Here is a 20,583-nt window from a genome sequence, read left to right on the forward strand (position 1 = left end):
CCGCTCTTGAACTACAGCGGTTTCATGAGAAGGCTCGGCTGCCTGCACTCGCGACAATGGTCGCGACTTCCCGGGAGGCACAGGCGGTTCAAGAGCGGACTGGAAGTCCGCGCTCCCAGCAACCACATTTGCACCATTGGCTTTGCGCATGATCTGGTCCAGAAGACTTCCTGATTTCGCAAAACCAGTCTCTTCCGGAGTTGCCCATGCGCCGTCTCGTCCCTGCCGCCCTCATCCTGCTTGCCGGCCTGGTCCCGGCCCATGCGCAGGATGCCGCCGTGCCGCAAAGCACGGGGCAGGTGAAGCTTTCCTTCGCGCCGGTGGTAAAGGCGGTCACGCCTGCGGTGGTCAACGTCTACGCCACCCATGTCGAGAAGGAACAGGCCAATCCGATGTTCGACGACCCCTTCTTCCGCCAGTTCTTTGGCGGCGGGGGCGGGGCCCCGCGCGACAGGGTGGAGCGTTCGCTGGGCTCGGGCGTGATCGTGGCCAGGGACGGCATGATCGTCACCAATTACCACGTCATCGCCAATGCCACGCAGGTGCGCGTTGCCCTCTCGGACAAACGTGAGTTCGATGCAGACATCATCCTCAAGGACCAGCGCGCCGATCTCGCCGTGCTCAGGCTCAAGGGCGTGAAGGGGGATCTGTCCACGCTCGACATCGCCGATTCCGACAAGGTCCAGGTGGGCGACCTCGTGCTCGCCGTCGGCGATCCCTTCGGCGTGGGCCAGACCGTGACCTCCGGTATCGTTTCTGCGCTGGCGCGCAGCCAGGTTGGCCAGTCCGACTTCCAGTCCTTCATCCAGACCGATGCCGCCATCAATCCAGGCAATTCGGGTGGGGCCCTCGTCGACATGTCCGGCAAGCTCGTCGGCATCAACACCGCGATCGTCTCGCGCTCGGGCGGCAATATCGGCATCGGCTTTGCCATTCCCGCTGCCATGGTGAAGGTGGTGGTTGCCTCAGCCCAGGCCGGCTCGGACCGCGTGCTCCGGCCCTGGCTTGGCGCCAGCCTGCAGAATGTCAGCTCGGAGATCGCCGAATCCCTTTCGATGGACCGGCCGACCGGCGCTCTTGTTACCGACGTGGCCAAGGGCGGGCCGGCGGCCGATGGCGGTCTCACGACCGGCGATGTTGTGCTGAGCGTCGATGGCGTGCCCGTCTCCGATCCCGATGAGTTCGGCTACCGCTTCGCCACCAAGGCGCTGGGCGGGACGGCACAGCTCGATGTGTTGCGCAAGGGCGAGCATGTCACCGTTCCCGTCAAGCTGACTGTGGCACCGGAGACGACGCCGCGCGACGAGACCGTGCTGGAGGGCGATTCCCCTCTGGCCGGCGCGACGGTCGCCAATCTCTCGCCGGCTGTGGCCGAGTCGCTCGGCATGTCGATGGATTCCGCGGGCGTGGTCGTGACGGACGTCGAGGATGGCAGCGCCGCCGCCAATTTCGGCTTCCAGAAGAAGGACATCATCCTGGTCATCAACGGCCAGAAGGTGACCGATCCCAAGACGCTGAACCAGCTGGCGCAGGAGCAGCGCCACCTCTGGCGCATCACGATCAACCGTGACGGCCAGCAGATCTCGACGATCCTGGGTGGCTAGAGCAAAATGCGTTCAAGTCGCAACGGTCATCCCGCTTCACGCGCCGAACACAAGCGTATTTTGCGGTTCTTGACGGCTCGATCAGAAGGTAGAACGTGCTGATGGCGGATCTCTTCTCCTCGGCAGGATTGGACAAGGACGCACCGCGCCCGCTGGCGGACCGCATGCGGCCGAAGACGCTTGCCGAGGTGGCCGGACAGGACCATCTCGTCGGGCCCGAGGGGGCGCTGACGCGTCTGCTGGCCTCCGGCTCGCTGGGCAGCCTGATCTTCTGGGGCCCACCGGGCACCGGCAAGACCACGGTGGCGCGCCTGCTGGCCGGCGAGACGGACCTTGCCTTCGAGCAGATCTCGGCGATTTTCACCGGCGTTGCCGACCTGAAGAAAGTGTTCGAGGCCGCTCGCTCGCGCCGCATGATGGGCCGGGGCACGCTGCTCTTCGTCGACGAGATCCATCGCTTCAATCGCGCCCAGCAGGACAGTTTCCTGCCGGTGATGGAGGACGGCACGGTGACGCTGGTCGGCGCCACCACCGAGAACCCCTCCTTCGAGCTCAACGCCGCGCTGCTTTCGCGCGCCCGCGTCATGGTGTTCAACGCTCTCGACGAGGCGGCGATCCTGCGCCTGCTCGCCCACGCCGAGGCGGTCGAGGGTAGGAAGCTGCCGCTCGACGAGGAGGCGAGGGCGGTGCTGGTGCGCATGGCCGATGGCGACGGCCGCGCCAGCCTCACGCTGGCCGAGGAAGCCTGGCGCGCCGCCAAGCCCGGCGAGATCTTCGATGCCGCCGTGCTCCAGCAGGTGTTGCAGCGCCGCGCGCCGATCTACGACAAGTCGGCGGACGGCCATTACAATCTGATCTCGGCCCTGCACAAATCGGTGCGCGGGTCGGACCCCGATGCCTCGCTCTATTATCTCGCCCGCATGTTCGATGCCGGCGAGGATCCGCTGTTCATCGCCCGGCGCGTGGTGCGCATGGCGGTGGAGGATATCGGCATGGCCGATCCGCAGGCTCTCGTCGTCGCCAACGCCGCCAAGGATGCCTATGACTTCCTCGGTAGCCCCGAAGGCGAACTCGCCATCGCGCAGGCGGTGATTTACGTGGCGACGGCGCCGAAGTCGAACGCCACCTACACCGCCTACAAGGCCGCCACGCGCCTCGCCAAGGAGGCGGGCTCGCTGACGCCGCCCAAGATCATCCTGAACGCGCCGACCAAGCTGATGCAGGCGGAGAATTACGGCCAGGGCTATCGCTACGACCACGACGAGCCAGAGGGATTTTCCGGCCAGAACTATTTCCCGGATGCATTGGGCCGCCGCCGGTTCTACGAGCCGGTGGAGCGGGGCTTCGAGAGGGAGATCCGCAAGCGGCTGGAGTATTGGGAGAAGTTGAGACGGGAGCGAGGCGAGGGGTAACGCTGGGATCGCAGGCTTCCAGCCTGCCTTTTTCTTCCCAGGACACGGGCCGAAGTCGGTGTGCCGGTCTTCAGACCGGCATGCCCGGGGCCAGCGCGAAAAATGCCGGTCTGAAGACCGGCACACCAACGCCACCTCTCCGGCAGACGCAACCTTTCCAAGATGCAGGCTGGAAGCCTGCGATCCCGGGACTCAGGCCACCAGCTCGTCCGCCTCGGTGTCGCCCTCATAGAGAAGCTGCGCTTCGGCCAGAGTCTCGTCCAGCCGGCGGCCGACGCGGTAGCTTGCGACGCTCGCCGTCTGTTCCATGCCGGGCAGCAGGCGCGGGCAGGGCTCGGCAGCGCCGATCACCGTGCTCACCGGGATGACGCCGGCCCAGACGGGATGGCCGTAATCCTCCTCGTCATCGCCGACTCCGGCGGCGCGCACCTTGGCCGAAGCCTCTTCGATGCGCATGCCGATCACCATGGTCGCCTTGGTTTCCTGCGCATGGGTCTCGCGCAATTCGGCGGCGCGGCCGGGATAGAAGCGGTCGACCACGCCGCGCAGCGCCTTCGCCTTCTCGTCCGGATCATCGATAATGCGGGCGGTGCCGAAGCAGATTGCTGAACGGTAATTGGCGGAATGGTTGAAGCCGCTGCGCGCCAGCACCAGCCCGTCGAGATGGGAGACGGTCAGGCAGACCGGCGTGCCGCCCTTGAGGTTGCGCAGCATGCGGCTGGCCGAGGAGCCATGCCAATAGAGCCAGTCGCCCTCGCGCCAATGGATGGTGGGCGTGCAATAGGGCTGCCCGTCGATGACATAGGCAACATGGCACAGGAAACCGGCATCGAGCACGGCATAGACGGCCTCGTGATCATAGCGGCCGCGATCGTGCCGGCGCTTCAGCCGGTTGCGCGCCGTCACGGCGAAGCTCGCGGAGGTGACTTCCTGTTCCTTCATGGGTCCGACTCTTCTGCGCTTGCTTTTGAATGATGATGTCCCCAAGGTGCGCCATGGCATTGGTTCAAAAAAGATCCAATTTTGGTAAAAAAGTACGAACCAATCTGGCGGATTGGTCGTCGCTGATGCCTGTGCTGCCGGGAGAGGGAGCGCGTATGCGCGAACTCTATGCCGCCATCCGCAAGCTGATCGAGAACGGGCAGGCGCCTCCGGGCACAAAATTGCCCACCACGCGCGATCTGGCGAAGCGTCTGGGCCTCTCGCGCGCTGCCGCGGTTGCGGCTTTCGAGATGCTGGTCGCCGACGGTTTCGCCGAGGCCCGCGTGGGGGCGGGGACCTTTGTGGCCGCGCAGGTGCCCGTAGTGAGGACGGCGACTGCGGCATCCGTGCCACCCGTCCCGCCCGCGCAGCCACTGCCCTGCGAGCTTGGCGTGGCCACCATCGATACCAAGACGATGGCCGTCTTCCGCCGCCTGCTGTCGCGCAGCCTCGCGCGGCCCGGCGCCGAACATTTCCACTACAGCGACGCTCGCGGTGGCCAGGCCTTGCGCGAGGCGATCGCCGCCTATCTTACGACGGCGCGCGGCGTACGCTGCGATGCCGGGCAGATCGTCGTGACCACCGGCACCATGCACGGCATGAATCTCGTCCTTCGAGCCGTATCGAGCCCTGGGGATACAGCCTGGATGGAGGATCCCTGCTACACCATGGCAAAGGCGGTGCTGGAGAGCGTGGGCGTCCGAATCGCCGGCATTCCCGTGGATGAGGAGGGGCTCGATCCGCAACTCGGCGAGGCGCTCGCACCACAGGCGCGGCTCGCTTATGTCACGCCTTCCCATCAGTTTCCGCTTGGCGTACCCATGACCATGCGCCGCCGCCTCGCCCTGCTCGACTGGGCACGGCGCAGGCAGACCTGGATCATCGAGGATGACTATGACAGTGAATACCGCTTCGCCGGCCCGCCGCTGACGGCTCTACAGGGCATGGATGGAGCCGAGCGCGTCGTCTATCTCGGCACCTTCTCCAAGGTGCTCTTTCCGGGGATCCGGATCGGCTACGCCGTGATACCCAGGTCCTTGCTGGCCCGCGTGCTCGAATTCAGGGCCCATATTGATCGCCAGCCGCCGACACTGGCCCATGCGGCTGTCGCCGAATTCCTCGACGGCGGACATTTCGCCGCCCATCTGCGCCGCGCCCGACGCCGGATCGAGGCCGCCCGCGATGCGCTGGTCTCCGCGCTGACTATGCATGCCGGGGGCGCCTTGAGCGTGTCGGCCCCGGAGCAGGGATTGCATCTAGTGGCAAGACTGGGCGGCAACCGCGACGACAGCGCGATTGTTCGCGAATTGCTGGTTGCGGGCGTGGGCGCCAGGGCCCTCTCGCCGATGTATCTCGCTCTTCCGCCCCAGCAGGGCCTGGTGCTCGGCTTTTCCGGCTTCGGCGAGGCGGACCTGACCGCCGCCGCGATCCGGATCTGTGAGGTGTTGCGATAGATTCCCTGGGATCGCGGGCTTCACGGCCTGCATCTTCAGGGATGCCTGCAATCGTAGGGCTATGCCTCCTGCGGCAGGCCGTCGGAGATCTCGTAATAGTCGCCCTTCTGGTTGACGCAGATATGTTTGACCAGCTTCAAGCCGGTTGGCTCGTTGAGGGAGCCGGCGGAGACCGAGATATGGTCGCTGCCCTTGCCGTCCCAGAAGATTTGGGTGCCGCATTTGGAGCAGAAGCCGCGCCGAGCCGTTGGCGAGGAACGATACCAGCGCAACTTGTTGGTGGGCGCGATCTCAAGATCGGCGGGATCGCAGGCGGCATAGGCAGCGAAATGGCTTTGCTGGCGTCGGCACAGGATACAGTGGCAGGCCCAGGCATCGCGCAACGCCCCCCGGATCGTGTAGCGCACCGAGCCGCACAGGCAGCCGCCGGTGGCCCGAACCGGGTTCTCGTTGACTTCGGCCATCTCGGCACTCCCTGTAAATCCGGATAATAGAACTGTATTTCTAACACTGTAGCGTTACTCGGGAGGCGACAAGGCTTGCCCATATCACCAGCTTTTCCTGCGTACCCCGAGACTTGGGCGAGCATTATTTCGACGCGTCCTTGCGATTCTCGACGATTCCGCCAAATCGCAAAACGCCTTAGCAGTTGCCATCACGAAGGGACTTTCCGCGCTCCTGCGGCAGGCCATCGGTGATCTCGTAGTAATCACCCTTCTGGCTCACATTGGTGTGTTTAACCAGTTTGAGCCCCGTCGGCTCATTGATCGTCGAGGCGGCGATGGAAATGTGGTTGCGGCCCGTGGTGACCGAGAAGATCTGAGCGCCGCACTTGGAACAGAAGCCCCGGCGCGCCAAGGGTGAGGAGCGGTACCAGCGCAGCTTGTTGCTGGGTGCTATCTCGATATCGCCGGAATCGCAGGCGGCGTAGGCGCAGTAATGGCTATGCAGACGCCGGCACAGGATGCAGTGGCAGGCCCAGACATCGTGCAGGACACCCCGGATCGTGTAGCGCACCGAGCCGCATAGGCAGCCGCCGGTGGCCCGAACCGGCTTCTTGTTGACTTCACCCATCACGACCTCCTTGCAATTCCAGATAATAGGACTACATTTCTAGAACTATGGTGCTATTCAGGAGGCGACCATGTTTGATTGGATCAAGGACATTCTCGACGATTTGCTTGCGGAGCGCGAGCGCCGTGTCAATATCAGGTACTTCGACGGGCTGAGCGATCAGGTTCTCGGGGATATCGGCATCGAAAGATGCGATATTGAAAAATTGTTCGACAAGGCCGATCCTTACTGGCGCGGTCGGAGGCGGACATTCGGTGCTTATTGGGCCGCCTTTGTGGCTCTCGGAAGGGCGCGAAAACACAATGGCCTTGATGGATATGGCATTTGACGATGCGGCGCGGTGCCTGGCTGAACTCGGCCACCCGCACCGTCTTCAGATCTTCCAGCTTCTGATCAAGGCAGGGGATACCGGGCTCGCGGTCGGCGAGATTCAGAAGGAACTCGGTATTCCCAAATCCACCCTCGCCCATCATATCGCCCAGCTCATGGCCGCTGGGCTGATGACGCAGGAGCGCGAGGGCCGCGTGCAGCGTTGCCGCATCGCGGCCGGCAAGGCGCGCGCCTTCGTGACTTTCTTCGTCGCCGATTGCTGCGAAGGCCTGCCCGGCGTCGAACTGGCGATTTGAAGAGAGACAGCGCCCCTCTGCTGCTTTATAGGGACGCGATCCCTTTCATTGCGCTTCGGAATCTTGATGTCCTTCCTGGTCGAAACACGTATCGTCACCGCTGATGAGGACGGCATGCGTCTCGACCGCTGGTTCAAGACGCATTTCCCGGACCTTGCCTTCGGCCATCTGCAGAAGCTGCTGCGCTCAGGCCAGGTCCGTGTCGACGGCGGGCGCGCCAAGACCAACGATCGCTTGGCCAAAGATCAGAGCATCCGCGTGCCGCCCTTGCCGAAATCCGAGCAGGGCGCATCCAATCCCCATATCGCGACCAAGCGTTCGGTGCAGGCGGAGAAGGACGCAGAGTTCATCCGCTCGCTGATCCTGCATGAAGACAAGGACGTGCTGGTGATCAACAAGCCGCATGGCCTCGCCGTGCAGGGCGGGTCGGGCACAGAGCGCCATGTCGACGGCATGCTGGCGGCCCTGGCCGGCCCCGATGGTGAGAAGCCTCGTCTCGTCCATCGCCTCGACCGCGACACCTCCGGCGTGCTGGTACTCGCCAAGACCCGCAAGGCCGCTTCCGAACTCGGCGCCATCTTCCGCACCCGCTCGGCCCGCAAGATCTACTGGGCGCTGGTGAAGGGTGTGCCGTCGCCCAAGCAGGGCCGCATCTCGCTCTTCCTGTCCAAACAGCTCGGCATGGATGGCGAGAAAGTGCGCGTGATGAAGCATGGCGACGAGGAAGCCGTGCATTCGATCACCTATTATTCACTGGTAGACCGGGCCGCCAACTCGGTGTCCTGGCTGTCGCTGAAGCCCGTCACCGGCCGCACCCACCAGCTGCGCGCCCATACCGCCCATATCGGCCACCCGATCATCGGCGATCCCAAATATGGCGAGGCGATGGAGAACATCCCCGAAGAGCTGCCGAAGAAGCTGCATCTGCACGCGCGTCGCATCACGCTGCCGCACCCGCGCGGCGGCACGCTCGATGTCACCGCGCCGCTGCCGCCCCATATGCGGCAGAGCTTCGACATCCTGGGCTTCGATAGCTCGGCCTATGACCCCATCGTCGACGCGCCGGAGGATTAGGCCCACGTGAAACTCGTCCTGTTCGATGTCGATGGCACGCTGCTCGACAGCCAGCATCTGATCCATGCTTGCCTGGTGCATATGTTTGAGCGCATGGGCCGCCCGTTGCTGCCACGCGCCGAGATGCTCGGCATTGTCGGCCTGTCGCTCGAACCGGCGGTGCGTCAATTGCTGGGCGAGGAGACCACCGCGGCCGAGATCGAGCAGGCTGCCGCCTATTATCGCGAGGCTTTCCTTTCTCGGGTGGACGATCCCAGCCATGCGCCGCCCCTGTTTCCGGGTGCGGCGGAGTTGGTGGCGACGCTGCGCCTGCGCGACGACGTCGTCCTCGGTATCGCCACCGGCAAATCCATGCGCGGTGTCGAGCGCATTCTCGATGGCTTCGGCTGGAGCAAGGGCGTGTTCGCCACCATCCAGACAGCCGACAAGGCGCCCTCCAAGCCCGATCCAGGCATGGTGTTGCAGGCAGCGCGCGAGGTGGGCCTGCCGCCCGAGCAGGCGATCATGATCGGCGATACCAGCTTCGATATCCTGATGGGCCGCGCCGCCGGAGCGGCGACGGTGGGCGTCTCCTGGGGCAACCACCCAGTGGCGGAGCTGCGCGAGGCCGGAGCCGACCACATTATCGATACCTTCGACCAGCTTCTGCCGCTGGTCGATGCCTTCAAGGTGCCGGAACCCTCATGAGCGACGAGCGCGATTTCTACGGCCATTGGTTTCGCGACGGTTCGGTTCCCGATCCCATGCATTCGGCCCAGAAGGGCATGAAGCCGGAACTGCCGAAACGCTTCTACAAACAGGCGCATATCGTCGAGAGGGACGGTCTCCATGCCGTGGCGCTCGATGGACGCGTGGCCCGCACGCCGGCCAAGGCGCTGCTGGGTTTCTCTTCGCCCGACATCGCGCAGGCGCTGGCCGGGGAGTGGAACGCGCAGGCCGATCATATCGACCCCTTCGCCATGCCGATGACACGCATCGCCAATTCGGCGATCGACGGCGTGTGCCAAACGCGCCAGGCGGTGATCGACGAGATCGCCAAATATGGCGGTTCGGACCTGCTGTGCTATCGCGCCGACACCCCCGCGGAGCTGGCGCGCCGGCAGAACGAGGCATGGAACCCCGTTCTGGAATGGAGTGTCCGGAATGTCGGGGCCGAACTGACTCTGACCGAGGGCATCATCCACAAGGCTCAGCCGCCCGAGGCGCTGGCCGCCATCGCCCGGACCGTGTCGACCTTCGATGAGCTGGGCCTGGCAAGTCTCCATGTGATTACAACGCTCACCGGCTCGGTGGTGCTGGCGCTTGCGGTGGCCCGAGGCCATCTCGAGCCGGAGGCCGCCTGGGCGGCCGCGCATGTCGACGAGGATTACCAGATCGAGCTTTGGGGCAGCGACGAGGAAGCCCAGCAGCGCCGCGCCTGGCGCTGGCGCGAGATGGAAGCGGCGTCGCGGCTGCTGGGGATGCTGCGGTAATCCCTGGGAGCGCGGACGCCTTTCCTGGGACCGCAGGCGTCTCGCCTGCATCTTGGAAACGCCTCAGGTTCAGGAAGGGGCGAAATCGGTGTGCCGGTCTTCAGACCGGCATCTTGCCGCACAGGTCGAGCGCATGCCGGTCTGAAGACCGGCACACCAATTTTAGCCAGCGCCCTGGACGAACGAAGAGCGGGCGAGACGCCTGCGGTCCCAGGAAAGACGTCCGCGCTCCCAGCATTACCCTTCGCTGGCGAGGCGTTTCTCGCAAGCCGCCAGCAAGGCACAGAGCGTTACGGCATCCGCGGCCTGCTTCACCTCGGCGAGGCTCGGATAGGTCGGCGCGATGCGCAGCGTCTTGTCCAGCGGGTCCTTGCCATAGGGATGGGTGGAGCCTGCCGGCGTGAGCGCGAGCCCCGCCGCCTTGGCGAGGGCCACGACACGGTTCGCGGTGCCTTCCATCACATCGAGGATGATGAAGTAGCCTCCATCAGGCTTCGTCCAGTTCGCAAAGCCATAGGGCGCCAGCCGGCTTTCGAAGGCTGCTTCCACCGCCGCGAATTTCGGCGCGATCAGGCTCCGGTGCTTCTCCATATGGTCATGGATGCCCTTGAGGTCCTTGAGGAAGCGGACATGGCGCAGCTGGTTGAGCTTGTCGGGGCCGATGGTGCGCTTGCCGGCGCTGTCGAGATACCAGCGCACATTGGTGGGGGAGCCCGCCAGGAAGGCGAGGCCTGCGCCGGCCAGCGTGACCTTCGAGGTCGAGGCGAAGATGATCGGGCGATCGGGATTGCCGGCCTCGCTGCAGGCATCGAGAATGTTGCGCAGATGTGGGCGCTCGTCGCCGAGGTGATGCAGCGCATAGGCATTGTCCCACAGGATGCGGAAATCGCCCGCGCCGGTCTTCATGCGCGCCAGGCGCTCCACCGTCTCGCTGCTGTAGGTCTCGCCGCTGGGGTTGGAATATTGCGGCACGCACCAGATCGCCTTGACCTTTGTATCGGCCACCAGGCGCTCGACTTCATCCATGTTGGGACCGTCGCCGGTAAGCGGTACCGGGACGAGCTTGATGCCAAAGGATTCGGCTAGCGCGAAATGCCGGTCATAGCCCGGCACCGGGCAGAGGATGGCGATCTCCTCTTCCTTCGACCAGGGCTTGCTGCCGCCGGGCACGCCGCGCAGGAGTGCGTAGACCAGGAAGTCATGCATCATGGCCAGGCTCGAATTGTTGCCCACCACGATCTGCGCCGCCGGCGCGCCCAGCACCGGCGCGAACAGGGCGCGCACCTCGGCGAGACCCTGCAGGCCGCCATAATTGCGGGCATCCTCGCCGGATTGGGTGAGATGGTCGCGATTGCCGGGCAGGGCCAGCATGCCGCTGGCGAGATCGAGCTGTTCGGGCGCCGGCTTGCCGCGCGTCATGTCGAGCGAGAGCTTGCGGCCCTTGAGCGCCTCATAGTCGCGCGTGAGATCGCGGTGCAGGGCGGCGAGGGCCTGCGCGTCCATCCGGGCCAGAGTCGACATGGGAGTTTCCGTTCCTGATTGCTGCTGTGCGGGACTACAGCGCCGGCCGGAGCGGTTCAAGCAGAAAGCAGGCTTCCCCTCCACAGCTTCACCGGTTCGCCTCGCGCAAAATCGATGAAATTTTCAGAATCCCGGCTTATGGATGACAAGCGGCATTTGTCACAACGAGCCGCAGGAAACGCCGTTCATGAAGCATATCCTGGCTGAACTCGAAACCCGCCGCGCGCAGGCCCAACTGGGCGGCGGCGAGAAGCGCATCGCCGCCCAGCATGCCAAGGGCAAGCTCACCGCCCGCGAGCGCCTGGAGCTGTTGCTCGACGCCGGCTCCTTCGAAGAGTTCGACGCCTTCGTGGAACATCGCGCCGTCGATTTCGGCATGAGCAGCTCCCATATCGCCGGCGATGGCGTGGTGACGGGCTGGGGCACGGTGAACGGACGCAAGATCTTCGTGTTCGCCAAGGACTTCACCGTGTTCGGCGGCTCGCTGTCCGAGACGCATGCCGCCAAGATCAACAAGATCCAGGACATGGCGCTCAAGAACCGCGCGCCCATCATCGGCCTGTTCGACGCAGGCGGCGCCCGCATCCAGGAGGGCGTGGCGGCGCTCGGCGGCTATGGCGAGGTGTTCCGGCGCAATGTGCTGGCCTCCGGCGTCATCCCGCAGATCTCGCTGATCATGGGGCCCTGCGCGGGGGGCGACGTCTATTCGCCGGCGATGACCGACTTCATCTTCATGGTGAAGGATACCAGCTACATGTTCGTCACCGGCCCCGACGTGACCAAGACGGTGACGAATGAGAGCGTCACCGCCGAGGAACTCGGCGGCGCCTCCGTGCATGCCGTGCGCTCTTCGGTGGCCGACGGTGCCTATGAGAACGATGTCGAGGCGCTCCTGCAGATGCGCCGGCTGATCGACTTCCTGCCGGCCAACAATTGCGAGGGGCCGCCGGAGCTGCCGTCCTTTGATGATGCCGAGCGCCTGGAGCCTTCGCTCGATACACTGGTGCCGGACAATCCGAACAAGCCCTATGACATGAAGGAACTCGTCAGCAAGCTGGCGGACGAGAGTGATTTCTTCGAGATCCAGGAAAAGTTCGCGCGCAACATCATCACGGGCTTTGCGCGCATCGCCGGCCGCACGGTCGGCATTGTCGCCAACCAGCCGACGGTGCTCGCCGGCGTGCTGGATTCCGATGCCAGCCGCAAAGGCGCGCGCTTCGTGCGCTTCTGCAACGCCTTCGAGATCCCGATCGTGACCTTGGTCGACGTGCCCGGCTTCCTGCCCGGCACGGCGCAGGAATATGGCGGGCTGATCAAGCACGGCGCCAAGCTGCTGTTCGCCTATTCGCAGGCCAGCGTGCCGCTGGTGACCATCATCACGCGCAAGGCCTATGGCGGTGCCTATGACGTGATGGCCTCCAAGCATGTCGGTGCCGACGTGAACTATGCCTGGCCGACGGCGCAGATCGCGGTGATGGGTGCCAAAGGCGCCGTTGAGATCATCTTCCGGCAGGACATGGCGGACCCGGAAAAGATCGCCGACCATGTCAAGCGCTACGAGGACCGCTTCCTCTCGCCCTTCGTGGCGGCCGAGCGCGGTTATGTCGACGAGGTGATTCAGCCCTCGCAGACCCGCAAGCGCGTAGCGCGGGCGCTGTCCATGCTGCGCAACAAGCATGTCGAGGCGCCGAAGAAGAAGCACGACAACATACCGTTGTGATGCTGGGAGCGCGGAGATTTTCCTGGCACCGCTGTGGTCCCAGTTGTCCAGGACGCGAGCCGAATCGGTGTGCCGGTCTTCGGACCGGCATGCCCGGGACCTATGTGGAAGATGCCGGTCTGAAGACCGGCACACCAAATTGCGCCTCTCCGGGAAACGCGGTGGTTCAAGAGGCGGACAAGATGTCCGCGCTCCCAGATTCCGCCCACCAGTCCCGCGCCAGCTCGAGGTCCCGCTGCAGCAGCCCGTGCCCGGCCGGCAACACCTCGTGTCTGACCTCGGCGCCCGCCTGGCGTAGCAGGTTCGCCAGCCGTTCGACCTTGGCGGCCGGCGCCATCGGGTCTGCCTGGCCTGAGAGGATCAGCACCGGCTTGCCGGCGAGATCCGGCAGGCTGTCCGGCTCGAAGGGCAGCGTGGCGCGCATCAGGATGGCGCCGGACAACACCTCCGGGCGGAGCAGCAGCAGCGAGGCTGCGATATTCGCGCCGTTGGAAAAGCCGAGAGCGACCGGCGGCTCGATGCCATAGGTCCTGCCGGCCTCGACCACGAAGTCGGCGAGCGCCTGCGTGCGGGCCTTGAGATCGGGGATGTCGAATACGCCCTCCGCCATGCGGTGGAAGAAGCGGTTGGCCGGGCCTTCCCGAACCTGGCCGCGCGGCGAAAGCAGCGGGGCGCCCGGTGCGATGGCGCGACTGAGGTCGATCAGGTCGTGCTCGTCGCCGCCTGTGCCGTGCAGGAGCAGGAGGCCCTTGGAGCTGGGGCCCGGTTCGAAACGATGGATGTGGGAGAGGGTCATGGCTGCTGGGAGCGCGGACGTCTTGTCCGCTCCTGGAAATGGTGAAGGTAGGGAAGGAAGCGCGGACATCTTCGTCTGCCTCTCAACCGCAAGCATTGCGGCTCAAGAGCGGACTGGAAGTCCGCGCTCCCAGGTTAGTCGATATCCGGCAGGGCCGCTTCGATCTGGCTGCGATAGGCTTCGTACTGCGCCGGCAGTTTGAGCACGGTGCCCAAAGTGTCGACGCTTTCGTCCACCGCAAAACCGGGATCGTCGGTGGCGATCTCGAAGATGGTGCCGCCGGGCTCGCGGAAATAGACGGAGCGGAAATAGTTCCGATCCTTCTGTTCCGTGGTGCCAACGCGCATCGCATCGAGCGCCTCGACCAGGGCTTGCTGCTCGGCATCACCCGTCGCCCGGAAGGCGACATGGTGGATCGAGCCGGCACCCATGGATGGGCGGATACGCGTGGCGTCGACGATGACATCGACATGGCCGCCGATGACGCCATCCGCCTTGCTGTAGCGGCTGACCTTGTCCTCCTTGCCGACGGGCATAAAGCCGAACACGTCGGTGAGGACCCTGGCGGTGCCTTCCTCGGCCGAGACGTGCAGCGTCACGCCGTGGAAACCGCCGACCGCATGCTCGACCGGGATCGGATTGCCCGCCCAGTTTGCGCCCTCCGGCGTGCCGGCGGCGACGAGCTCGAGGCGAATGCCATCGGGATCGGAGAAGGCGATCAGTTCCTCGCCGAAGCGCTTGGCCTCCTCATAGGCGATGCCCATGCTGGCAAGGTGCCCGCGCCACCAGCCGAGCGAGCCCGCGGGAACGCGGAAGGCCACGGCCTGTGCCTCGCCTGTGCCCGGTTTGCCACGGTTGGCGCCAGCCCAGGAGAAGAAGGTCAGGATGGTGCCCGGCTTGCCGGTGGCATCACCGAAATAGAGGTGATGGGCGGTCGGATCATCGAAATTGACGGTGCGCTTGACCAGGCGCAGGCCAAGCACGTCGCGATAGAAGCGGATGTTGGCGCGGCCGTCGGCCGTGATTGCAGTAATATGGTGAATCCCGGCGCTGTGGACGCCGGTGGAAATGGTGTTGCTCATGGAAGCTGCCCTCCAGCTTGCCGTCCTGCAAACCCGGAGGATGCCGGATTCTCGCAAAAAATCTTTCTGTATCAAACAGATGAAGCGTAGAGCTGACGGCTGGTCTCCGTTCGCTTCGTTGGCGCTAAAATAGCGATTCTTGCAGGCCTGCAAAGATGTGCAAAACTGGTTTGCATCGCAGCAATGCCACAGCTTTGTGGCAAAACGCACATTGTTTGGCCACCTCCTCACGATAAGGTCCCGCATTAACGCAGCTTTGAGTGATGCATGCTCAAAGTGGCCTCATGAGGCGCCGGGGGAATTGGCGCAAACATTTGCAAGGCTAGACCAATGGTGACGTCACCAATCGCAACCCTGGTGCAGCCCGCTTTGGAGCGCGGTGCGATCGAGGAATCCGAAATCGGGCAAATGTACCGGCGTTGGCAAGGCGGTGAGCCGCTCCAGGCCGCCGACGCCGACGCCCTGTTCGCCCTCCAGGGCAGGCTGGCAGGCCGCAACGCCAGCTTCAATGCCCTCTTCGAAGACATGCTGACATCCTATATCTTGGAGAATGGCGAGCCCAAGGGTGGCATCTCCCGAGAGCAGGGCGCCTGGCTGCTCTCCATGCTGGATGGTGGCGAAGGGCTGGTAGCCAATGCTGCCGAGCTCGAACAGCTGATCAAGCTGATCGAGACGGCCGGCAGCGTGCCCGCCGATCTTGCCAGCTTCGCGCTGCACCAGATCCAGCACTCGGCCATGACGGGTGAGGGGCCCGCGGCGCTCGGCCGCATTCACTTCTCGCGCGTGGTCGATGCCCGGGATATCGCGAACCTCGCCCGGCTGCTGCAGGTCGCCAAGGGCGACAAGCGCCGCATCATATCGCGCCCGGAAGCCGATATCCTGTTCGAGATGGCCGAAGGCTGCACCGGCACCAACGATCCGGCCTGGGATGGCCTGTTCGCCGAGACGATCCAGGCCCATCTGCTCGCCACCAACGACACGCACGGCCTGTCGATGACGACGCCGGTGAAGCTCGACGACCGCGACAGCGCCTGGCTCAGCCGACGCATCCAGCATGACGGCATCGTCAGCCGCGCCGAGCGCGCGCTGCTGGCCCTGGTCGACCCCCGCCAGATGGCGGCAACCAACAACTGGGACAAGTCGATCTGCCAGATGATCTGAGATCGATATATCCGAGCCAAGCGATTTGCCGGCCCCTGGGGCCGGCATTTTTGTTCACGTCGGCCTCGCACAGGGTACGACTCATTGCGCACGGGTGAAAACTGTGAGACGCCGTGAACGGACGTTTCCGTGGCATTTCAGGTGGTCGCCGGCATGTTCTCGAAAGTTCTGATCGCCAATCGCGGCGAGATCGCCTGCCGAATCATCAAGACAGCCCGCCGCATGGGCATCGCCACCGTTGCCGTCTATTCGGATGCCGACCGCGATGCCCTCCATGTCGAAATGGCTGACGAGGCCGTGCTCATCGGCCCGCCGGCAGCGGCCGAATCCTATCTGCGCATCGACAGGATCATCGCTGCCTGCCGGCAGACCGGAGCCGATGCCGTGCATCCGGGCTATGGTTTCCTGTCCGAGCGCGAGGCCTTCGCGAAGGCCCTGCAGGAGGCCGGCATCATCTTCGTCGGCCCCAATCCACATGCCATCGCGGCGATGGGCGACAAGATCGAATCCAAGAAGGCGGCGGCCGCGGCCGGCGTTTCCACCGTGCCCGGCCATCTCGGCATCATCGAGGATGGCAAGGCCGCTATCCGCATCGCCGACGAGATCGGCTATCCCGTGATGATCAAGGCTTCCGCTGGCGGCGGTGGCAAGGGCATGCGCATCGCCTATTCGGCCGGCGAAGTGGAGGAGGGCTTCCGCCTGGCCCGGTCCGAAGCCAAGGCCTCCTTCGGCGATGATCGCGTCTTCGTCGAGAAGTTTATCGTCGAGCCGCGCCATATCGAGATCCAGGTTCTCGGCGACAAGCACGGCAATGTCATTCACCTCGGCGAGCGCGAATGTTCGATCCAGCGCCGTAACCAGAAGGTCATCGAGGAAGCGCCGTCACCCTTGCTGGATGCCGAGACGCGGGCGCGTATGGGCGCGCAGGCAGTGGCTCTCGCCAAGGCCGTAAACTATGATTCTGCCGGTACGGTGGAATTCGTCGCCGGCCAGGACAAGAGTTTCTACTTCCTCGAGATGAACACCCGCCTGCAGGTGGAGCATCCCGTCACCGAGCTTGTCACCGGCATCGACCTAGTCGAGCAGATGTTCCGCGTCGCCGCCGGTGAGAAGCTGGCGCTCAGGCAGTCCGACATGACGCTCGACGGCTGGGCGGTGGAATCGCGCGTCTATGCCGAGGATCCCGTACGCAACTTCCTGCCCTCGATCGGCCGCCTCACGCAATACCGTCCGCCGGCCGAGCGGCGCGACAAGGGCATCACCGTTCGCAACGACACCGGCGTCTTCGAGGGCGGCGAGATCTCGATCCATTATGACCCGATGATCGCCAAGCTCTGCACCCACGCGCCGACAAGGGCCGGCGCGATCGCCGCGATGTCGGATGCGCTCGACAGTTTTGCCATCGAGGGCATCCGCCACAACATCCCCTTCCTTTCGGCGCTGATGGAGCATCCGCGCTGGAAGGAGGGGCGGCTCTCCACCGCCTTCATCGCGGAGGAGTTTCCGAGCGGTTTTGCGCCGCCGGCGCCGGAAGGGGTGGTGGCCGATCGCCTCGCCGCGGTGGCCACGATGATCGACCACCTGCAGAACCAGCGCAAACGCCAGATCAGCGGCCAGATGGCCGGGCGGGCGGTGACCTTCGACCGCACGCGGGTTGCCGTGCTCGGACAGGAGTCCTTCACCGTCGAGGTGGACGAGGCGCAGGGTGAGATGCAGGTCACCTTCCTCACCGTGGAAGGTTCGCCCGGGCGGCTCGTCATTCTGAGTTCGGACTGGAAGCCTGGTCAACCGGTTTGGGCCGGGCAGATCGACGGCGAGGCCGTCTCCATGCTGGTCCGCTCCATTCCCAATGGTGTCGTCCTCGCTCATCGCGGTGCGGCGATCGACGTCCGCGTCTACACCAGGCGCGAGGCGGAGCTGGCGCGGCTGATGCCGGTCAAGACCAATGCCTCGCTCTCCACCGCCTTGCTCTGCCCCATGCCCGGCCTGGTGCGCACCATCGAGGTGAAGGAGGGCCAGGAGGTCAAGGCGGGCGAGGCGCTTTGCGTGGTCGAGGCCATGAAGATGGAAAACGTCCTGCGCGCCGAACGTGATGCCACCGTGAAGAAGATCCGGGTGAAGTCCGGCGACACGCTGGCGGTGGATGCCGTGATCATGGAATTCGTATAATGGAGTGGCGGTCTCCGACCGCCATCGACACGTCCGGCAAGCACGGTGTTTCAAGGTTGGCAGTCGGAGACTGCCACTCCAAAGTGGCGCTTTCCCGCCGTCTGGCAATCCCCACCGATGGAGCCGTGCCTTGAGCATCTGGGATCAGTTCTTCAGCTGGGCGGCTGTCCCGGGCCATATCGCTTACACGATTATCGCCATATCCTATCTGCTCACCAATATCTTCTGGCTGCGGCTGGCGGCCGTGGTCGGCATCGGCTTCGAGATCGTCTATTTCCTGATCAGCGGCTCGGCGGTTTGGCCCAGCATTGCCTGGGATAGCGCCTTCATCCTGATCAATCTCGTCCAGCTCGGCATTCTCCTGCGCGATCGCTTCAGCCTGAAGCTTTCCGATGACCAGAAGGCCTTCATCAAGCCGATCGTCGGCGATCTCGACAAGGCGCAGGTGGCTCAGCTGCTGCGCACCGCCGAGTGGCGCACGCTACCGGCCGGGACCGTGATGACCGTCGAGGCCGAACCGGTGCGCGAGCTGACCTTCATCTGCCAGGGCCAGACGGAGGTGCGCGTGAAGGACCAACTCGTCGCCCATATCGGGGCAGGAGCCTTTGTGGGCGATGTCTCCTTCGCCACTGGAGTCACGGCGACGGCGACCGTGACGACGGACGAAGCCGTGCGCGTGCTCGCCTTCGACCAGGAGAAACTGAAGACGCTGTGCAAGCGCGACGAGCAGATCGCCCACGCGCTCTACCGGCGCATCGGCGGCGGTCTGGCCGACAAGATGCGCGTGGCGACGGGGCGGCTGTAGGCTTCCCCGGGATCGCAGGTTTTTTCCCGGGTGCGCGGACGTCCCGTCCGCTCTTGGAAGCGCTAGGTTTCCCAAGATGGGCAAGACGTCTACGGTCCCACGAAAGATTCGTTTGTACGCGCACAGCCACCGCGTTTCCAAGAGCGGACGGGACGTCCGCGCACCCGGGAGAGAAAGTTGACTCTCTGCGTTGAAACGCCGTGTTAACCCCTCGATGTTAAAGATAAAATCAGCTTGGCTTAACCGGATTGTCAGGACAATGCTGTCAGTCGTCATCCTGCGTTTGCTGTTCTCGCCGAACGGATCTGTCGACCGGGGCGCCTTCTCGATGGGCGTGCTGCTGCTGGCCCTCGCCGCGCTTGGCATCCATCACGGGATGCATGGCTGGGGCGGCCCCTTCGGTCTCGGCTCCTTTGTCTTCATGGCCGCTATCGCCTGGTCGGCGCTCTGCCTGTCGCGCAAGCGCTTGCATGATTTCGGCTGGTCGGGCTTCGTCATCCCGATCTTCCTCGGCCTTTATCTCCTGGCCGTGGCCGGTGCGATCTTCTTCCTGAATCCCGAGGCACTCGCCTCCTGGCAGCAGACCCTTGCGACCTTCGGCCTGTTCAGCGGCCCGATGATCGGCTGGCTGATCGCCCTTGCCATCATCCCCGGCAACGGTCTCGCTGCGACCGTCAAGGCGACCTGGTAAGCGCCGGCCCGAAGATCGGCTCGAAGGCCGCGCGCAAGGCGAGATCGACATCCTCCATTGTCACGGGCAGACCGAGATCGACCAGGCTGGTCACGCCATGGTCGCGCACGCCACAAGGCACGATGCCGGAGAAATGCTCCAGATTCGGTTCGACATTGATGGCGATGCCGTGAAAGGACACCCAGCGCCGCAGGCGGATGCCGATGGCGGCGATCTTGTCCTCGGCGCCGTCCCCACGCTCAGGCCGGCGCACCCAGACGCCGACACGATCGTCGCGGCGCTCGCCCCGCACATGGAAAGCCCAGAGCGTTCCGATCAGCCAGGCTTCCAGCGCCGCCACCAGCAGGCGCACATCCTGCTTGCGGCGCTTGAGATCGAGCATGACATAGGCCACGCGCTGGCCCGGGCCATGATAGGTGTATTGCCCGCCGCGCCCGCTCTCATGCACCGGGAAGCGGTGCGGCGCCACAAGGTCCTCGCGCCGCGCCGAGGTGCCGGCGGTGTAGAGGGCGGGGTGCTCCAGCAGCCAGACGCACTCGCCCGCCTTGCCATCGGCGATGGCAGCCGCCCGCTCTTCCATTGCTGCCACGGTCTCAGCGTAGGGAAGCAGACCGGGCAGGATCTGCCATTCGACGGGAGGAGAATCGTCAAGGGGCAGGAAGATGCTGTCGAGCGCGTTGCGGCTGGTCACGAAACTTTGGTCCAAGGGGGCAGGGAGGCACGGAGCCCTGATATCGGTGGATTCCGGGCCTTCGGCAAGGGTTGTCTCGGGAATGCACAGGGGAATCGGGTGAAGAGCGCGACGCAAGCCTCCCCCAGCTTCGTGGGGGAGGCTTGCGTCGCGCTGGCTGAGACACGGCAACCGGTTTCCAGGACACAACTCCAGGACACGGCTTCGCCTTTCCGCGCCCTGTGCGGGCCGGAGCATGAAGAAGATCGAG

The 20,583-nt window shown here is 64.6% G+C and carries 20 protein-coding genes; 13 read left to right on the top strand and 7 right to left on the bottom strand.

Annotation, left to right across the window (positions count from 1 at the left end; all coding sequences use genetic code 11):
• The first annotated feature begins 206 nt into the window (after window positions 1–206).
• Together QQL24_RS36040 and QQL24_RS36045 are read left to right on the top strand one after the other, a co-directional pair.
• The gene (locus QQL24_RS36040; RefSeq protein WP_284317148.1) at window positions 207–1,604 is read left to right on the top strand and encodes a Do family serine endopeptidase; all 1,398 of its coding nucleotides are present in this window, start codon (window positions 207–209) and stop codon (window positions 1,602–1,604) included.
• 101 nt (window positions 1,605–1,705) lie between these two features.
• Window positions 1,706–3,016 carry a replication-associated recombination protein A gene (locus QQL24_RS36045; protein ID WP_284317149.1) on the top strand — a complete coding sequence of 437 codons (1,311 nt, stop codon included), beginning with the start codon at window positions 1,706–1,708 and terminating at the stop codon, window positions 3,014–3,016.
• 192 nt (window positions 3,017–3,208) lie between these two features.
• On the opposite strand, the gene QQL24_RS36050 is transcribed toward QQL24_RS36045, so the two are convergent.
• The gene (locus tag QQL24_RS36050) at window positions 3,209–3,958 is read right to left on the bottom strand and encodes a pyridoxamine 5'-phosphate oxidase family protein (RefSeq protein WP_284317150.1); all 750 of its coding nucleotides are present in this window, start codon (window positions 3,956–3,958) and stop codon (window positions 3,209–3,211) included.
• Window positions 3,959–4,113: 155 nt separating this feature from the next.
• Between QQL24_RS36050 and pdxR the strand changes: the two genes are divergently transcribed.
• Complete coding sequence (gene pdxR / locus QQL24_RS36055; RefSeq protein WP_284317151.1) at window positions 4,114–5,451, top strand: MocR-like pyridoxine biosynthesis transcription factor PdxR; 1,338 nt, start codon at window positions 4,114–4,116, stop codon at window positions 5,449–5,451.
• A 59-nt stretch (window positions 5,452–5,510) separates the two neighbouring features.
• Here the strand turns inward: pdxR and QQL24_RS36060 are convergent, their stop codons facing one another.
• Window positions 5,511–5,915 carry a GFA family protein gene (locus QQL24_RS36060; RefSeq protein WP_284317152.1) on the bottom strand — a complete coding sequence of 135 codons (405 nt, stop codon included), beginning with the start codon at window positions 5,913–5,915 and terminating at the stop codon, window positions 5,511–5,513.
• Window positions 5,916–6,093: 178 nt separating this feature from the next.
• Window positions 6,094–6,525 carry a GFA family protein gene (locus tag QQL24_RS36065; RefSeq protein ID WP_284317153.1) on the bottom strand — a complete coding sequence of 144 codons (432 nt, stop codon included), beginning with the start codon at window positions 6,523–6,525 and terminating at the stop codon, window positions 6,094–6,096.
• A 70-nt stretch (window positions 6,526–6,595) separates the two neighbouring features.
• Between QQL24_RS36065 and QQL24_RS36070 the strand changes: the two genes are divergently transcribed.
• The 5 genes from QQL24_RS36070 (at window position 6,596) to QQL24_RS36090 (ending at window position 9,697) form a co-directional block, all read left to right on the top strand.
• Window positions 6,596–6,853 (top strand): YjiS-like domain-containing protein, encoded by a 258-nt coding sequence (locus QQL24_RS36070; protein WP_284317154.1) that lies wholly within the window; start codon window positions 6,596–6,598, stop codon window positions 6,851–6,853.
• Window positions 6,837–7,151, top strand: coding sequence for an ArsR/SmtB family transcription factor (locus QQL24_RS36075; protein ID WP_284317155.1), 315 nt, complete (start codon window positions 6,837–6,839; stop codon window positions 7,149–7,151). The genes QQL24_RS36070 and QQL24_RS36075 overlap by 17 nt, the downstream gene beginning before the upstream one ends.
• Window positions 7,152–7,217: 66 nt before the next feature.
• Window positions 7,218–8,225 carry an RluA family pseudouridine synthase gene (locus QQL24_RS36080; protein WP_284317156.1) on the top strand — a complete coding sequence of 336 codons (1,008 nt, stop codon included), beginning with the start codon at window positions 7,218–7,220 and terminating at the stop codon, window positions 8,223–8,225.
• Between the two features lie 6 nt (window positions 8,226–8,231).
• A complete protein-coding gene (locus tag QQL24_RS36085) occupies window positions 8,232–8,912 on the top strand; it encodes an HAD family hydrolase (protein WP_284317157.1) in 681 nt (226 codons plus the stop codon).
• Window positions 8,909–9,697, top strand: a complete 789-nt coding sequence (locus tag QQL24_RS36090; protein WP_284317158.1) for an ATP12 family chaperone protein — start codon at window positions 8,909–8,911, stop codon at window positions 9,695–9,697. Before QQL24_RS36085 ends, QQL24_RS36090 begins: the two co-directional genes overlap by 4 nt.
• A gap of 237 nt (window positions 9,698–9,934) precedes the next feature.
• Here QQL24_RS36090 and QQL24_RS36095 read toward each other — a convergent pair whose 3' ends face one another.
• Window positions 9,935–11,218 (bottom strand): aspartate aminotransferase type Ic, encoded by a 1,284-nt coding sequence (locus QQL24_RS36095; RefSeq protein ID WP_284317159.1) that lies wholly within the window; start codon window positions 11,216–11,218, stop codon window positions 9,935–9,937.
• 187 nt (window positions 11,219–11,405) lie between these two features.
• Here QQL24_RS36095 and QQL24_RS36100 point away from each other — a divergent pair, with 187 nt between their 5' ends.
• The gene (locus QQL24_RS36100) at window positions 11,406–12,938 is read left to right on the top strand and encodes an acyl-CoA carboxylase subunit beta (protein WP_284317160.1); all 1,533 of its coding nucleotides are present in this window, start codon (window positions 11,406–11,408) and stop codon (window positions 12,936–12,938) included.
• Between the two features lie 166 nt (window positions 12,939–13,104).
• Here the strand turns inward: QQL24_RS36100 and QQL24_RS36105 are convergent, their stop codons facing one another.
• Together QQL24_RS36105 and QQL24_RS36110 are read right to left on the bottom strand one after the other, a co-directional pair.
• Window positions 13,105–13,734 carry an alpha/beta hydrolase gene (locus tag QQL24_RS36105; RefSeq protein WP_284317161.1) on the bottom strand — a complete coding sequence of 210 codons (630 nt, stop codon included), beginning with the start codon at window positions 13,732–13,734 and terminating at the stop codon, window positions 13,105–13,107.
• A gap of 134 nt (window positions 13,735–13,868) precedes the next feature.
• A complete protein-coding gene (locus tag QQL24_RS36110) occupies window positions 13,869–14,816 on the bottom strand; it encodes a ring-cleaving dioxygenase (RefSeq protein ID WP_284317162.1) in 948 nt (315 codons plus the stop codon).
• 330 nt (window positions 14,817–15,146) lie between these two features.
• On the opposite strand from QQL24_RS36110, the gene QQL24_RS36115 reads away from it, so the two are divergent.
• From QQL24_RS36115 to QQL24_RS36130, 4 genes are all read left to right on the top strand, one after another.
• Window positions 15,147–15,977, top strand: a complete 831-nt coding sequence (locus QQL24_RS36115; RefSeq protein ID WP_284317163.1) for a hypothetical protein — start codon at window positions 15,147–15,149, stop codon at window positions 15,975–15,977.
• Between the two features lie 153 nt (window positions 15,978–16,130).
• Window positions 16,131–18,146 (top strand): acetyl-CoA carboxylase biotin carboxylase subunit, encoded by a 2,016-nt coding sequence (locus QQL24_RS36120; protein WP_284317171.1) that lies wholly within the window; start codon window positions 16,131–16,133, stop codon window positions 18,144–18,146.
• 130 nt (window positions 18,147–18,276) lie between these two features.
• Window positions 18,277–18,951, top strand: a complete 675-nt coding sequence (locus tag QQL24_RS36125) for a Crp/Fnr family transcriptional regulator (protein ID WP_284317164.1) — start codon at window positions 18,277–18,279, stop codon at window positions 18,949–18,951.
• 259 nt (window positions 18,952–19,210) lie between these two features.
• Window positions 19,211–19,642, top strand: coding sequence for a DUF805 domain-containing protein (locus QQL24_RS36130; protein ID WP_284317165.1), 432 nt, complete (start codon window positions 19,211–19,213; stop codon window positions 19,640–19,642).
• Here the strand turns inward: QQL24_RS36130 and lipB are convergent.
• Window positions 19,626–20,333 carry a lipoyl(octanoyl) transferase LipB gene (gene lipB / locus QQL24_RS36135; RefSeq protein ID WP_284317166.1) on the bottom strand — a complete coding sequence of 236 codons (708 nt, stop codon included), beginning with the start codon at window positions 20,331–20,333 and terminating at the stop codon, window positions 19,626–19,628. The two genes, QQL24_RS36130 and lipB, sit on opposite strands and share 17 nt — an antisense overlap.
• Window positions 20,334–20,583 lie beyond the last annotated feature (250 nt).

The sequence above is a fragment of the Labrys miyagiensis genome, from assembly GCF_030160835.1.
GTDB classification, from domain to species: Bacteria; Pseudomonadota; Alphaproteobacteria; order Rhizobiales; family Labraceae; genus Labrys; species Labrys miyagiensis.

Excerpts from the sequence above, each read along its gene's own strand:
- QQL24_RS36080 (WP_284317156.1), top strand. The coding sequence starts at position 7,218 with ATGTCCTTCCTGGTCGAAACACGTATCGTCACCGCTGATGAGGACGGC.
- QQL24_RS36070 (WP_284317154.1), top strand. The coding sequence starts at position 6,596 with ATGTTTGATTGGATCAAGGACATTCTCGACGATTTGCTTGCGGAGCGC.
- QQL24_RS36115 (WP_284317163.1), top strand. The coding sequence starts at position 15,147 with ATGGTGACGTCACCAATCGCAACCCTGGTGCAGCCCGCTTTGGAGCGC.
- QQL24_RS36130 (WP_284317165.1), top strand. The coding sequence starts at position 19,211 with ATGCTGTCAGTCGTCATCCTGCGTTTGCTGTTCTCGCCGAACGGATCT.
- QQL24_RS36065 (WP_284317153.1), bottom strand. The coding sequence starts at position 6,525 with ATGGGTGAAGTCAACAAGAAGCCGGTTCGGGCCACCGGCGGCTGCCTA.
- QQL24_RS36100 (WP_284317160.1), top strand. The coding sequence starts at position 11,406 with ATGAAGCATATCCTGGCTGAACTCGAAACCCGCCGCGCGCAGGCCCAA.
- QQL24_RS36060 (WP_284317152.1), bottom strand. The coding sequence starts at position 5,915 with ATGGCCGAAGTCAACGAGAACCCGGTTCGGGCCACCGGCGGCTGCCTG.
- QQL24_RS36095 (WP_284317159.1), bottom strand. The coding sequence starts at position 11,218 with ATGTCGACTCTGGCCCGGATGGACGCGCAGGCCCTCGCCGCCCTGCAC.
- QQL24_RS36105 (WP_284317161.1), bottom strand. The coding sequence starts at position 13,734 with ATGACCCTCTCCCACATCCATCGTTTCGAACCGGGCCCCAGCTCCAAG.
- QQL24_RS36120 (WP_284317171.1), top strand. The coding sequence starts at position 16,131 with ATGTTCTCGAAAGTTCTGATCGCCAATCGCGGCGAGATCGCCTGCCGA.
- QQL24_RS36110 (WP_284317162.1), bottom strand. The coding sequence starts at position 14,816 with ATGAGCAACACCATTTCCACCGGCGTCCACAGCGCCGGGATTCACCAT.
- QQL24_RS36045 (WP_284317149.1), top strand. The coding sequence starts at position 1,706 with ATGGCGGATCTCTTCTCCTCGGCAGGATTGGACAAGGACGCACCGCGC.
- QQL24_RS36075 (WP_284317155.1), top strand. The coding sequence starts at position 6,837 with ATGGATATGGCATTTGACGATGCGGCGCGGTGCCTGGCTGAACTCGGC.
- QQL24_RS36040 (WP_284317148.1), top strand. The coding sequence starts at position 207 with ATGCGCCGTCTCGTCCCTGCCGCCCTCATCCTGCTTGCCGGCCTGGTC.
- pdxR (WP_284317151.1), top strand. The coding sequence starts at position 4,114 with ATGCGCGAACTCTATGCCGCCATCCGCAAGCTGATCGAGAACGGGCAG.
- QQL24_RS36050 (WP_284317150.1), bottom strand. The coding sequence starts at position 3,958 with ATGAAGGAACAGGAAGTCACCTCCGCGAGCTTCGCCGTGACGGCGCGC.
- QQL24_RS36090 (WP_284317158.1), top strand. The coding sequence starts at position 8,909 with ATGAGCGACGAGCGCGATTTCTACGGCCATTGGTTTCGCGACGGTTCG.